At 35.9% G+C, this 14,254-nt stretch carries 15 protein-coding genes; 4 read left to right on the forward strand and 11 right to left on the reverse strand.

Translation table 11 applies throughout. From position 1 onward, the window contains the following. Positions 1-229 precede the first annotated feature (229 nt). Complete coding sequence (locus AC23MB_RS00005; protein WP_487786498.1) at positions 230-415, forward strand: T9SS type A sorting domain-containing protein; 186 nt, start codon at positions 230-232, stop codon at positions 413-415. Positions 416-618: 203 nt separating this feature from the next. Next, the gene (locus AC23MB_RS00010; RefSeq protein ID WP_487786210.1) at positions 619-1,065 is read left to right on the forward strand and encodes a VanZ family protein; all 447 of its coding nucleotides are present in this window, start codon (positions 619-621) and stop codon (positions 1,063-1,065) included. On the opposite strand, the gene AC23MB_RS00015 is transcribed toward AC23MB_RS00010, so the two are convergent. From AC23MB_RS00015 to pepT, 4 genes are read right to left on the reverse strand one after another with little or no spacing between them, the layout of a single operon-like run. Next, complete coding sequence (locus AC23MB_RS00015) at positions 1,062-1,964, reverse strand: glycosyltransferase family 2 protein (RefSeq protein WP_487786211.1); 903 nt, start codon at positions 1,962-1,964, stop codon at positions 1,062-1,064. The genes AC23MB_RS00010 and AC23MB_RS00015 overlap by 4 nt on opposite strands. Continuing rightward, positions 1,961-2,926, reverse strand: coding sequence for a glycosyltransferase family 9 protein (locus AC23MB_RS00020; RefSeq protein WP_313030887.1), 966 nt, complete (start codon positions 2,924-2,926; stop codon positions 1,961-1,963). Before AC23MB_RS00020 ends, AC23MB_RS00015 begins: the two co-directional genes overlap by 4 nt. Further along, the gene (locus tag AC23MB_RS00025) at positions 2,923-3,342 is read right to left on the reverse strand and encodes a SufE family protein (RefSeq protein ID WP_487786212.1); all 420 of its coding nucleotides are present in this window, start codon (positions 3,340-3,342) and stop codon (positions 2,923-2,925) included. Before AC23MB_RS00025 ends, AC23MB_RS00020 begins: the two co-directional genes overlap by 4 nt. Before the next feature lie 9 nt (positions 3,343-3,351). Continuing rightward, positions 3,352-4,602 carry a peptidase T gene (pepT, locus tag AC23MB_RS00030; RefSeq protein ID WP_487786213.1) on the reverse strand — a complete coding sequence of 417 codons (1,251 nt, stop codon included), beginning with the start codon at positions 4,600-4,602 and terminating at the stop codon, positions 3,352-3,354. 164 nt (positions 4,603-4,766) lie between these two features. On the opposite strand from pepT, the gene AC23MB_RS00035 reads away from it, so the two are divergent. Continuing rightward, positions 4,767-5,615 carry a beta/alpha barrel domain-containing protein gene (locus AC23MB_RS00035; RefSeq protein ID WP_487786499.1) on the forward strand — a complete coding sequence of 283 codons (849 nt, stop codon included), beginning with the start codon at positions 4,767-4,769 and terminating at the stop codon, positions 5,613-5,615. A gap of 81 nt (positions 5,616-5,696) precedes the next feature. Continuing rightward, positions 5,697-6,101, forward strand: coding sequence for an OsmC family protein (locus tag AC23MB_RS00040; RefSeq protein ID WP_487786214.1), 405 nt, complete (start codon positions 5,697-5,699; stop codon positions 6,099-6,101). On the opposite strand, the gene AC23MB_RS00045 is transcribed toward AC23MB_RS00040, so the two are convergent. From AC23MB_RS00045 to AC23MB_RS00075, 7 genes are all read right to left on the reverse strand, one after another. Next, on the reverse strand, positions 6,102-6,428 hold the full coding sequence (locus tag AC23MB_RS00045; protein WP_409507193.1) for an SUF system Fe-S cluster assembly protein: 327 nt from the start codon (positions 6,426-6,428) through the stop codon (positions 6,102-6,104). It lies immediately after the preceding gene. A gap of 1 nt (position 6,429) precedes the next feature. Continuing rightward, positions 6,430-7,125, reverse strand: a complete 696-nt coding sequence (locus tag AC23MB_RS00050) for a 3'-5' exonuclease (protein WP_487786215.1) — start codon at positions 7,123-7,125, stop codon at positions 6,430-6,432. 82 nt (positions 7,126-7,207) lie between these two features. After that, positions 7,208-8,542 (reverse strand): quinol:cytochrome C oxidoreductase, encoded by a 1,335-nt coding sequence (locus AC23MB_RS00055; protein ID WP_487786216.1) that lies wholly within the window; start codon positions 8,540-8,542, stop codon positions 7,208-7,210. 9 nt (positions 8,543-8,551) lie between these two features. After that, the gene (locus tag AC23MB_RS00060; protein WP_487786217.1) at positions 8,552-9,268 is read right to left on the reverse strand and encodes a c-type cytochrome; all 717 of its coding nucleotides are present in this window, start codon (positions 9,266-9,268) and stop codon (positions 8,552-8,554) included. Next, a complete protein-coding gene (locus tag AC23MB_RS00065; RefSeq protein WP_079666480.1) occupies positions 9,261-9,782 on the reverse strand; it encodes a DUF3341 domain-containing protein in 522 nt (173 codons plus the stop codon). Before AC23MB_RS00065 ends, AC23MB_RS00060 begins: the two co-directional genes overlap by 8 nt. After that, positions 9,769-11,166, reverse strand: a complete 1,398-nt coding sequence (nrfD, locus tag AC23MB_RS00070) for an NrfD/PsrC family molybdoenzyme membrane anchor subunit (protein ID WP_313214829.1) — start codon at positions 11,164-11,166, stop codon at positions 9,769-9,771. The genes AC23MB_RS00065 and nrfD overlap by 14 nt, the downstream gene beginning before the upstream one ends. Positions 11,167-11,184: 18 nt before the next feature. Continuing rightward, entirely contained in the window at positions 11,185-14,247 is a 3,063-nt protein-coding gene (locus AC23MB_RS00075; protein ID WP_487786218.1) for a TAT-variant-translocated molybdopterin oxidoreductase, read from the reverse strand. Positions 14,248-14,254: the final 7 nt, after the last annotated feature.

A 14,254-nucleotide genomic window follows, 5' to 3' on the forward strand; every position in this document is an offset into this window, starting at 1 on the left:
GCATTTGTTTGAAGAACGAGGTTAAATCTTCTCCATTCTTAAAGGATTTGTAGAAATCCTTGCTGTTTAATAATTCTTCTTTGTCGATCACAACTGTATAATGTTTAAAAATAGTAAAAAATTATTTGGCTTCGCCGAACCACTTCCTTAGGTTTCCGAAAATTTTTTTGAGCTTTGAGGGCTCAAAAAAATTTTCGGAAATAACTTTTTAACTTACACAGTTAGTGAGATATTACCAAAAGGTTTAAAATCAAAAATAGATGGTATAGAAATATATAGTATTGATGGACGTTTGGTTCAAAAATTTAACACATCTTTAGAAAAATACGCCATTTCGAATCAACCAGCAGGAGCTTATTTAATCAAAATTAACAGCAACAATAAGATATCTGTTAATCAGCTAATTAAAAAATAACACCATAACTAATATATATTGTTTAGCCTCGAATCTATCGAGGCCTTTTTATTTATCATAATATTAAAAAATCTTAAAAACAAGATTTTTTATCTTCAAAACTAAACAAAGGAATCGTTTTTGCGTTCAAATTAACACGCAAACAAATAAAAAATCTACCCGAGAATTTAAAGTCGATATAAAGACTGCAAAAAAGAGAGATTATGAAGAGATATTATGGCCCTTTGCTTGGTTTTTATACCGTATTTTTATTATATATGATGTTTTATGGATGTGGTCGCCTACCAGGACCCGTTGGTTACCTACAATTACATCCATTCCGAACGATAAATATGTTTTTTTCGTCTAACGTTGCTGCCCAACATTTTGCAGTAAATATCATAGGAAACATTGTGGTTTTCATGCCATTTGGGTGGTTAGGTTTATTATCACAAAAATTTTTTTCGTTTCCAAAACTTCTAATTGGTTTTCCTATTGCTATTTCAATAATCGAATTAACACAATACTGGTCACATCGAGGAACAGCCGATATTGATGATCTTTTCCTGAATACTGTTGGGATGATACTTGGTTACTTATTTTACAGTTTGGTAAAATACTTCTATGAAGATTGGATGTTCGAAAGAGAATCTACGATGGAATACGCTTAGTTCTTAGACATTGTGCGTGATAAAACACCCAATTTGTAAAAATCTAAAATACGAAGGTGAGCATTTCCCATATTTAATCGTGTTTTTAAAAAAGGTTCCAAAAGATAAAAGCTTAGATTAAAAATTCCTTGCAATCTATAATCTCGAACCTTTTTATAAGCTTTTGTCAGTTTAAGATCCGAAACTTTATCTTTAGTTTTGACATCTTTCAGAATTAAAGCTAGACTTTCTGCAGCTTCTGACGCTTTTCCTGTAAAAACCTGATTAGTTTCGATATCGTTATTAAAAATAGGATTATCGATATGTTGAATTTTGACACCAGCGGCTTTTAATTCCATTGCAAAAAGCAGATCTTCGTAGCCATAATTTTTTAGTTTTTCATCAAATCTAAAATCTTTAAATACTGATTTTTTAATAACAAAATTATTGGTTTGAAATCCTAGATAAGGTTTGTGACGTCGTTTTTTTAAACTTAAATTTTCTCTTTTTTGCGCGTAATTCCAGCGAAGTTGATATTTTTTTTCAGGAATATGAGAATCTACCACTCGCCCACCGTAAATAACATCAGAATGATTTGCATTTATATCTTCAAGATAATCACTGATAAAATTTGGGGAAATTATTTTACCATCGCAATCTAAGAACAGAAGATAATCACCTTTCGCCAAATCTAAAAACGAATTTCTAATAGCAGATCGCCCAATATTATTTTCAAGAATATTAAATTGATCTACACTCGAATTAGCTTTTGAATTTATCTTTTGAAATTCAACAGCGGATGCATCATCTAACAGCAAAATTTCAGCATCAAGATTCTTGGTTTCAATCTCATTTTTAAGTGACGAAACTAAAGCATTAACATCAAAATTATAGATCGGTATACAAATCGAAAGCTTCATATTTTATCCAAAATCTGTTGAACATGAAGTTCTTCCAAACAAGCGTAATCACCTCGATAACATTCTTTATCTCCAAAAACAGAGCATGGTCGACACGTCAAATCTTTAACCTGAACAACATCATCCAAAGATTGTCCATAACCTAAAAATCCAGCATAATGATGAGTTGCCCCCCAAATAGAAACGCAGCGCGTCCCCATAAGACTCGCCAAATGCATGTTGGCAGAATCCATACAAATCATAAGTTTCAGCCTAGCAATAAGGTCCAATTCTTCTTTTAAAGGCAATTTACCCGCAAGACTTTGCGTGTTCGGGATTTCTGTTTCCCAGCGTAGTAGAATTTCGGATTCCTCTTTTCCTCCTCCAAAAAAATAAACTTTATCGCGCTTTGCAAGATGCTTGACAAGTTCGTAAGATTTTTCAATTGGCAGCATTTTCCCTTTGTGTTGTGCAAAAGGCGCAAACCCAATACCTTGTCTATTTGACACTCGACTACGTAACTCCTGAGACAACTCCAGTTGATAGCCCATACTTCTGAGAATATCAGCGTAGCGCTCAACGGTTCTTTTGAGTTGGATTTTATCAAGATTCCAAACATCGGTTAAATGTTCCTTTTCTTCTTTTCCTTTATCAATTTTAAAAACCTTGTAACCATGACGTTTTGCGATTGAATCAATTAATTTAGTTCTAATAACATCATGAAAATCTGCGACGTAATCGGGCTTGTAAAGTTTTAAAATTTCACGTCCCAACCTACGAATCCCGATAAGTCCTTTATATTGGTCAAAATCAACCCCATGAAATTTAAGATTCGGGACATCATCAAATAAATCAGCAAAGTTTTTACGGCTAACGAAAATGACTTCCACATCTTTATTCTGCTCTAGAAATTCTCTAAAAACAGGAACAGTCATCGCCACATCACCGAATGCCGAGAATCGATATGCTAGGATTCTTTTCACTTTTTGAGTTGATAAGCGACTGCGTAAAATTTAATTTGTTTGGTCATCGCCATCAAGCCATTAGCTCTAGAAGGTGACAAAAATTCTTGAAGACCGATTTCAGAAATAAAATCAAAATCAGAATCCATTATTTCTTGAGTTGAATGTCCGCTGTAGATGCTCACCAACATCGAGACAATACCCTTGGGAAGAATCCCGTCAGAATCTGCATCGAAATATAGTTTTCCATCTTCAAAACGAGCATCGATCCACACTTTTGACTGACAACCTTTGATAAGGTTTTCCTCTGTTTTTTTATCTTCAGAAATTGGTTTCAAAGATTTTCCAAGGTCTATAATATATTCATACTTTTCCTCCCAGTCGCTTAAAAAAGCGAACTCATCCACCAATTCTTGTTGTTTTTCTTTAATAGTCATTTTCAAAAATTATTTGATAGACTGCGCAATATTAACAATCACTTTAACAGCAGCTTCCATATTCTCTACCGGAACAAACTCATAAGGTCCATGGAAGTAATGCCCACCTGCAAAAATATTTGGACAAGGCAATCCCATATACGACAATTGTGCACCATCTGTACCACCGCGAATAGCCTTAATTTTTGGTGCAACACCCGCATCTTTCATCGCTTGTTCTGCAATATCGATGATGTACATTTTGCCCTCGAACTGCTTTTTCATGTTAAGGTATTGAGGCTTAATTTCCAAAGTTGCTGTATTCGCGCCATATTTAGCATTAATTTCAGCTACTTTATCAGCCATTAATTGTTTACGCGCTTCAAACTTTGCATCATCATGATCACGAATAATATATTGCAATTTGGCTTCAGCTACATCACCTGTAAAATCTGTTAAATGGAAAAAACCATCAAAACCTTTAGTCGTTGCCGGCGTTTCGTTAGCTGGAAGTGATTGAATAAACTCCGAAGCCACCAAACCCGCATTTAGCATTTTTCCGAAAGAATAACCTGGATGCACAGAAACACCTGTAAATTTAATAACAGCTCCTGCTGCATTAAAGTTCTCGTACTCCAACTCGCCAATTTCACCACCATCCATTGTGTAAGCCCATTCGGCACCAAATTTTTCTACATTAAATTTGTGCGCGCCACGACCGATTTCTTCATCTGGATTAAATCCTACCGAGATGCGACCATGCTTAACTTCTGGATGCGCCATAAGATACTCAGCAGCAGTAACAATTTCTGCAATACCAGCTTTATCATCAGCACTTAATAAAGTCGTACCGTCTGTTGTAATAATTGTTTGACCAATATATTTTTTAAGATCTGTAAATTTTTCAGGTGATAAAACAAAACCTGTTTCTTTATTTAATAACAAATCTTTTCCGTCATAGTTTTCCCAAATTTGAGGTTTAACATCAACGCCATTAAAGTCTGGCGTACTGTCATAATGCGCAATGAAACCAACTTGCGGAACTGTCACATCAATATTTGAAGGAATAAATCCGAAAACATAACCATGCTCATCCATGCTAACATCTTCCAAACCTAGCTCTTGCAACTCGTTAAATAGATATTTCGCCATGTCCCATTGTTGTGGTGTTGACGGCGTCGTATCACTTTCTGGATCACTTGTTGAAAATATCTTAACGTATGTAATAAATCGATCGACCAATTTTTTGCGCCAATCTGATGTAAAATCTATTGCTATCATCCTTTTTGGGTATATTAAAGCAAAGTTATATATTTATGCATGGAATGGCAAATGCAAACAGGCTTTTCTAAATAGAGATTCTCTATAGAATTTCTGATTTAAAAGGCAAAAAATATATTGCCATCTAAGAATTTGGTTGATTAAAAATCCTTATTGTGAAAAAACTGTTTTTAACAGAATGTCCAAGAGACGCTATGCAGGGCTGGGGCGAGTTTATCCCTACCGAAAAAAAAATAAATTACATTAATTCTTTAATGGAAGTTGGCTTCGATGTATTAGATTGTGCCAGCTTTGTTAATGCGCGCACGATGCCACAGATGGCGGATTCTGGAATCGTGGTTGATGAAATCGATAAATCATTATCAAATACAAAACTTTCGGTTATCGTTGCTAATCTGCGTGGTGCCGAAAAAGCATTAGAACATGATAGTATTGACATCTTAGGATTTCCGTTTTCAATTTCGGAGACCTTTCAACATCGTAACACCAATAAAAGTAGAGAGGATGCTTTCGAAGAAATTCTTCAAATTTTTGAATTGACAAAAAAAGAAGGTCGCCAACTTAACTTATATTTTTCGATGGCTTTTGGTAATCCGTATGGTGAAAACTGGTCGTGGGAAGATGTAGATTTTTGGGCAAAACGTTTTGACGAAGTAGGGATTAAAGAGATTCTTTTATCTGATACCACAGGTGTTGGCGATGTTGACAGGATAAGTTTATTATTTAACAAAATCCCTTTAAAATATCCAAATATTAACTTTGGAGCGCATCTACATAATCGTTACGAAGATTCTTATAAAAAACTAAAAGCCGCTTACGACCAAGGTTGTACTCGATTTGATAGTGCTATTAAAGGAATTGGTGGTTGTCCAATGGCGAAAGATGATCTGGTAGGAAATATGCCTACAGAGCAGGTTTTTAACTTTATGGCAGTTGAAAAGATCGACATTAATCAAAACATGCTGAATTTCGAAAGTGCTTACAATAAAGCAAAAGATATATTTCATTTTTAATAATTCTGGAAAATATCAGCCAATATTATTATTTAATTTAAAGATATTTTATTAAATTTATAAAGATAAAAATCGAAAACTATGACTTCAAAAACTACTTATTTAGGAGACAACAAGATGGAATCTTTACATGAAGATTCTGGCAATACGATGCATATTGTAATCCCACAAGATGCCTTTAATAAAAGAGAAAACTTCTCGCCTACTGATCTATTTGCAACATCTTTAGCACAAAGTATTTTTGCTGCCATTAGTGTTTTAGGAAAAGATAGAAACATCGATATTTCGGGAGCTACTTGCGAATTGAAAAAGACAATGTACTTCCAACCAAGAAGAATTGGTGAAATCTTCTGTGTTTTCAAATTTCCGCATACTTATACCGCAGAAGAAAAACAATTTATAGAAGATACAGCATATAATTCTCCCGTATATCTGAGTCTAAACCCAGATATTAAGGTGATAATGCTGTTTGAATATCAAGACTAATTACAACATTCCGAGCTCGAAGCGTGCTTCTTCGCTCATCATATCCTTTGTCCATGTAGGTTCGAAAGTAAGGTTAATTTTGGCAGAATTAACCCCTTCCACCGACTTAACCTTCTCTTCGACTTCCATGGGCAAAGACTCTGCAACTGGACAATTGGGAGAAGTCAACGTCATTACCACAACAACATCTCCATCATCCGATATCTGCACATCATACACCAATCCTAATTCATAAATATCAACCGGAATTTCGGGATCGAAAATCGTTTTTAATTCTCTAATGATATTATCGCCAATGTCTGCAATTTGATCGTCTGTATATTTCATTTTATTCTAAACGTTTTACAATATCTTCCTGACGCATACGTCTAAAAATATTGCACAAAGTTAAGACATCTTTTTCACAATATTTAACTATTCTTAATAAGTCTTTGTCTTGGTAGTAAACTTGAGCTACTTGAGAACCATCAATATCGTCTTTTGGCGTAGGAATTTTGAAAATATGTGCCAACAATTCTAATGATACATAAGACTTCCAATCTCCGAATTTCCAAAGCTCCATAGTGTCAAGATGCGGAATTTCCCATGGTTTTTTACCAAACATCTGGAAAACATAAGGCGGATTAATTCCGTTTACTAAAAGACGCCGCGCAATGTAGGGAAAGTCAAATTCTTTGCCGTTATGAGCACAAAGAATAACATCCCGCAATCTTGGACTGTTGAAAATTTCACAAAATTCTAAAAGTATATCCTTTTCACCATCACCATAAAAGGATTTAATCTTAAGTTGATCATGACCATCTATCATCCCAATTGAGATACATACTATCTTTCCAAATTCAGCCATAATACCAGCTCTATCTTCAAAGAAAATATCAGCACTAATATCTTCTTTCCGTTGGGATTTGGTTTTCTTATCCCAAAGATATTGCGTTTGCTCATCTAGTTCCGCCCAAGCTTCAGACTGAGGAACTGTCTCAATATCAAGAAACATTATCTTTTCAATAGGTATATTTTTAATCATGATTGTGAATTTACTTCTAATTTAAATAAAAAAAGAAACCCAACAAAATAGTCGGGTTTCAAATTCTAAATAACAATATCTCTTAGAAAGGATATTCGTAAATCTCTGATTCGTGGAAGAAAGGGTTACCAGTTGGCATTAGTTTTAATTTAGTTAATGCAGTAAACACTACGAAAACAAATAAACCTACTACTGCCGCAAACGATCCTACTGTTAGTAATAATGTCGGAAGGTTATTCCAGTAAGGTCCAACTGTTCCTGGCATTACCATGTTGAAATAGTCTAACCAGTGTCCGAAAATTACAACAACAGCCATCGTAGTAACTACTTTATAGTTACGTTTGATACTACTACTTACTAAGATTAGCAAAGGAAGTAGGAAGTTAACGATCAACATTGGTAAGAATGTTGGTGCGTAATACTCGAATCTACCAAAGAAGTAGTTAACCTCTTCTGGTACGTTAGCATACCAATAAAGCATGAATTGACAGAACCATAAGTACGTCCAAAGCATACTTGTAGCAAATAAAAACTTACCTAAATCATGTAAGTGGTTATCGTTAAATTGAGGATAAAATCCTTTTTTCTTTAAAAAAACTGCCACTAAGATAATTGACGCTACAGCAGTTGATAAACAACTCACCATAGAATACCAAATATACAGTGTCGAGTACCAGTGTGGGTCAATAGACATTAACCAATCCCAAGCCCATGCTGCAGAAGCAAAACCGAAGAATGCGATATAACCAACACTCCAGTTATACAAACTAGCATATACTTTTCTATCTCCATTAGTATCATCCACTTTCTTAGAAACTTGCTTAAGCTTCCAAGCGAAGAAACTAGCACCAATAACATAAATAAATGTTCTTACAACATAGAAAGGCACATTCAAGAATTTACTTTTTTCGTAAATAATTACGTCAAAGTTAGGGTCTTTAGGATCTGTTAAAGATGGATCCATCCAGTGAAACAAATGTCCCATGTGAAAAGCATTTAATAATACAATGATTAAAAGAATTGCGCCTCCATAAGGAATGAAAGAAGCAACAGCTTCCATAACTCTTGTTACAATAATTGACCAACCTGCGTGTGCAGCATGCTGAATACTATAGAAGAATAAAGCAGCACAACTAACACCAAACAAAAACACAGCAGCAACGTGTAAAGCAGCTAAAGGTTGGTTACCAACTTGCATTTTTGCATGTTCTAAATGTGCAGCATGATCTTGAGGACCTACCAACTCGCTAGAGTGAGACGGGTTATTGTGACCTCCTGAATGAACAGCTTCCATCCAGTGGGTAATAGTAGTATCGTCAATTCCTTTATTCAAAGCAAAACCTGCAGCAAATAACACTAATCCTACAACAATCAGTATAATGGAATATAATCTTAACTTAGGTGAAAAACTATACATTTCTTACTTCTATTTTTTAGTGTTAGTATTATTCTCTTTTGTAGTTGTTATGTCATCAGCTTTAGGTGCCGCATCCGATGTCGGTGCTGCCGCTGGTACTGCACCAGCTTTAAAAGCGTTCATCACATACATTGCTACTCTCCAACGGTCTCCAGGATTAAGTTGTCCTGCATAAGATCCCATCGCATTTCTACCATGTGATAGAACATAATGTACAGATCCTACAGTAATTTCTCGATCCTTATAATTTGGTACACCAGAGTAAGCACCACTTTGTACAATTGGTCCCTGACCATCACCACCTGTACCATGACAAGCAGCACAAGTATGATCGAATAAAATTTTACCTCTTTCTAAATCTTTTTCAAGATTTTTTGGGTTAAGTGGAGATGCTGTTAAAGTCTTAGACTTATCATAACCAGCATTGTATTCGTCAACGTTTTTAGGACTTCCTTCTTCGTCAATAACGCCGTCTTTGTTTTGAGAAACTGTACCATCTACTGGCGATAATCCTGTTGCTCCTGCATTAGCTACAAACAAAGGAATTTCGTTTTCGTGTTTAGAATAAGCATCCTCAGCTTTCATCAACGGATCATAAGCTACTGGAAAGTACATATCCGGGAAATAAACCAAAGGTGGATTCTCTTTACTACAAGAAGTTAAAAGAACACTTGCAAAGCCTAAAACAGCTGTAATTTTAATAATATTCTTGTTCATCTTAAGCATCTTTAACTGTTATTTCTTCAACACCAGTGTCTACAAGAATCTGTTTGATTGTTTCAACATCGTCAGATACAAACTCCATAAGGAATTTATCATCTGTTGTTCTTGGATCTGGATTCTGAGGTTTTGCCCCAGGATACATTTTATTTCTAACTAAGTAAGTTAATGACATCAAGTGCGCTGCACAGAATACCATTAATTCGAACATAGGTACCACAAATGCTGGCATATTATGTCCCCAATCGAATGATGGTTTACCACCAATATTTTGAGGCCAATCGTGGATCATCGTATAGTATGTCACTAAAGCTCCAATTGAAACACCATAAACACCGTAGAAAAAAGCAGCATCCGAAATTCTAGTTTTCTTAAGCCCCAAAGCTTTATCTAGTCCATGTACAGGAAAAGGTGTATATACTTCGTTAATCTTGATACCTTTATCGTTGAAGGCTTTAACGCCGTGCATTAAATCATCGTCGTCGCCGTAAAGTCCGTAAATAATTTTAGTGGTGCTCATCTCCTTCTTTTGCTTTATAAGTTTCACCTGAAATTTTCAAAATACTCTTCAATTCAGCCTGTGCAATTACAGGGAATGTTCTAGCATATAATAAGAACAATACTGAGAAGAATCCTATTGTACCAAGGTACACACCTACGTCAATAATTGTTGGCATAAACATCGTCCAAGATGATGGTAAGTAGTCTCTTGATAAGTTGATAACAATGATATCAAAACGCTCAAACCACATACCGATGTTAATGATTAATGCAATGATAAATGTTGCAAAAATGTTAGTTCTAACTCTCTTGAACCAGAATGCTGCAGGAACTACCAAGTTACAAATAATCAATGCCCAAAATGCCCACCAGTAAGGACCAGTTGCAGCACCAGGAGATAGATATACGAAATCTTCGAATCTTGATCCTGAATACCAAGCGATAAAATATTCACAAGCGTAAGCTACAGTTACCATACCACCAGTTAAGATGATTACGATGTTCATAATCTCGATATGATACATTGTAATATAATCTTCTAGGTGACAAACTTTTCTCGCTACTAATAATAAGGTCTGTACCATCGCAAACCCTGAGAAAATAGCCCCTGCAACGAAGTACGGCGGATAGATTGTCGAGTGCCAACCTTTGATAACCGAAGTTGCAAAGTCAAAAGATACCGTGGTATGTACAGAGAATACAAGAGGCGTTGCTAAACCTGCAAGAACCAAAGAAAGTTCTTCAAATCTTTGCCAGTGTTTTGCTTTACCACCCCATCCGAAAGCAAGAATTGTATACATCTTCTTGTTGAAGGGTGTTTTAGCTCTATCTCTAATCATTGCAAAGTCAGGAATAAGTCCCATGAACCAGAACACTACTGATACTGAGAAATATGTCGAGATTGCAAATACGTCCCAAAGTAGAGGTGAATTAAAGTTAGTCCAAAGAGATCCGAATTGGTTTGGCAAAGGGAAAACCCAATAACCTACCCATACACGACCCATGTGGATAACCGGGAAAATCGCTGCCTGACATACCGCGAAAATTGTCATCGCTTCTGCAGAACGGTTAACCGACATTCTCCATCTTTGTCTAAATAATAATAGTACGGCAGAGATTAGTGTACCGGCGTGACCAATACCCACCCACCATACGAAGTTGGTAATATCCCAACCCCAGTTAATAGTTCTATTCAATCCCCATGCACCAATACCAGTCCCAATTGTATATGCGATACAACCGAATCCGTAGATGAAAAGTACTAATGCTGCGTATAGTGATGCCCACCATAATTTACCAGCACGTTCCTCGATAGGTCTTGCGATATCTTCTGTAATATCGTGATAAGTCTTATGACCAATAATTAAAGGTTCCCTTATCGGAGCTTCGTAATGTCCTGACATTTTTTACCTATTTATTATTTAAACGTTGTTTTCTTTTCTATTTCTAATTTTTGCATGGTAGAATACATTTGGTTTAGTACCAATCTCTTCTAGCAAAGTATATTTTCTCTTGTCGCCGAATAATGCTCTAACCTCAGAGTTAACATCGTTCATATCACCGAACTTCATTGCTCCTGTAGAACAAGCTTTAGAACAAGCTGTTTGGAATTCTCCGTCAACAACTTTTCTTCCTTCTTTTTTAGCTTCAAGAATAACATTCTGCGTCATTTGGATACACATAGAACATTTTTCCATAACCCCTCTTGTTCTTACAACAACGTCTGGGTTAAGAACCATTCTACCTAAATCATTATTTTGATTAAAATCAAATTTATCATTAAGGTTATATGTAAACCAGTTGAAACGTCTTACTTTATAAGGACAGTTGTTAGCACAATATCTGGTACCAATACATCTGTTGTAAGCCATTTGGTTTTGACCTTGCTTACCGTGTGATGTTGCCGCAACTGGACAAACAGTTTCACAAGGTGCATGGTTACAATGTTGACACATTACCGGTTGGAAGATCACATCTGGATTTTCGCTAGGCTCGATCAACATGCTATACATTCCTGGTACGTCTAGTCCACCATCAACAGCTTCTTGTTGAGATAACTTACCATCTTGTTTAACAGTATCGAATTCTTTAGGAAGTTTCGAAGTGTAGTAACGGTCAATTCTTAACCAATACATATCACGAGACATTCTTACTTCTTCTTTACCAACAACTGGTACGTTGTTTTCTGCTTGACAAGCAATAACACAAGCACCACAACCAGTACAAGAGTTAAGGTCTACAGAAAGGTTAAAGTGTGGTCCATCAGTATCATCGAAAGAATCCCAAAGGTCAATTTTACCAATTGGTAAAGCACCTCCGATAGTATGCATTTCTAATGGTTTGTTCCACTCGTTAACATCACCTAAGAATTCTGTAATTGTAGCTTCTTTAGCAATTTCATAACGTCCCATTAGGGTATTCTGAAGCTGCATTCCTGCAAACTCATGCTTATCGCCAGTTATCTTAATACTTACGTTAGAAAGTACTGTATTAGATCCATCAAATAAAGGATAAGCATTAACACCCGTTTCTGCTACTTTACCAGAATCTTTTTTACCATAACCCAAAGCTAAACCTAAAGATCCTTCAGCTTGACCTGGCTGGATGAACACTGGTACGTTTTTAAGTTCTTTACCGTTAACTGTTAAGTCAACAACAGAACCGTCTAACTGCATTCTTCCGTTAAGTTCGTTTTCAATTTTTAAACGCTCCGCATCTTTTGGAGAAATCGTTAAGTAATTATCCCAAGATAATCTCGTAATTGGATCTGGTAACTCTTGTAACCAAGGATTGTTAGCTTGTGTACCATCACCGACAGCTGTGCTAAGGTATAATTGAAGTTCTAAATCTGAAGCTTTGAAAGCATTTAATTCAGAAATAGCTTGTGCAGCGTTACCACCAACGTAAGACAAAGAAGATCCTACAGCCGCAGCAGTAAAGCCGTTATATAAAGCTTTATTAAATGAAGTTCCACCTAGAAGTGAAGCCGCACTTGCTTTAAGATAAGTATAAAAATCGTTAGCAGGACTTCCTTTTCCATTGATCCAAACCAATAGAGATTCTTCAATCTGTCTTGACTTGTATATCTTTTGAATTGTTGGTTGCATTAATGAGTAAGAACCAGTTTCTGGAGCGATATCCCCCCAAGATTCTAACCAATGTGCAACAGGAATAATAGCTTTTGAAGCTTTGAACACTTCATTTTTCTTGTCCACAACAGCAACTGTGCAAGTTACTTTTGACATTGCAGTTTTGAAGGCTTCACCGTTAGCGCTTGTAGAAATTGGGTTAACATTGTTTGTAATTAATACACCAACCTGACCTGCATTCATCGAAGCTACTAACTCATTGAATTTAGCACCATCAAAATCTTTAAGCATGTTAGCTTTTCCAGTAAAAGCTATAGAACCCAATTTTTGGTTGATTAAATGTGCTAAAACATAAGCCGCTTTAGAACCATCAGCAAATACAACTGCTTTTGATCCTTTAGCTTGAAGTTCTTTAACGATTTCTTGTGCAACTTTATCATTAGTTCCACCATTAAGACCGTTATAGACTTCAACCAAAGTTTTGTTAACAGCACTTGGTTTTAATCTAATTCTTGAATCCGCGTTAGCACCAGTCAAAGACATGTTAGACTCCACTTGGATATGTCTTAACATATTAGCACCTGGCTTGCGAGCTTCAGCATAAGAAGTTTCTAAACTTCCTGCGTTGTAATCAGCTAAGAAATCTGCACGGAAAGAAACTACTAATTCTGATTTTGACAAATCATAAACTGGTAAAGCTCTTTGTCCGAACACTTCCACAGCTGCATCCAAAGCAGCTGCATGAGGATAAGCCTCATAAGTTACTAACTCCGCAGATGGATACTTTGCTTTAAACTCTCCGAACAACTTTTTGAAAGTTGGACTTGGCAAAGTGTGCGATAATAAGACTATTTTTTTACCAGCCGCTTGCGCTTCGTTAAGACCTTTGATAACATAGTCATCTACTTTATCAAAAGACTCATCAGCACTATTTAGTTTAGGTTGTTTTAGTTTGTCATTATCATATAAAGACAAAACGCTCGCTTGTGCTCTTGCATTTGTTTTACCTAAACTTCCAGCAGTTGGATTTGGTTCAATTTTGATAGGACGACCTTCTCTAGTTTTTACTAAAACGCTAGCGAAATCGAAACCATCAAAATATGACGACGCATAATAATTAGGAATACCAGGAATGATGTCATGCGGCTTAACCACATAAGGAATTGTCTTAATAACTGGAGCTTCACAAGCTGCAAGTGTTACAGCAGCCGTTGAGAAACCTAAAAGCTTTAGGAAGTCTCTTCTGGAAGTCCCAGAATTATTCATTTTTTCCGCATCTCCCAAGAATTCATCTACTGGAATTTCGTTCTGAAATTCTTTCTGAGCCAACTTCGCATTAAGCGATTGGTCTTTTAGTTCGTGAATACTTCTGAATTGTATTTTATTTGAAGCCATTGATACT

Source organism: Soonwooa sp. T0.1_25 (assembly GCF_057652215.1).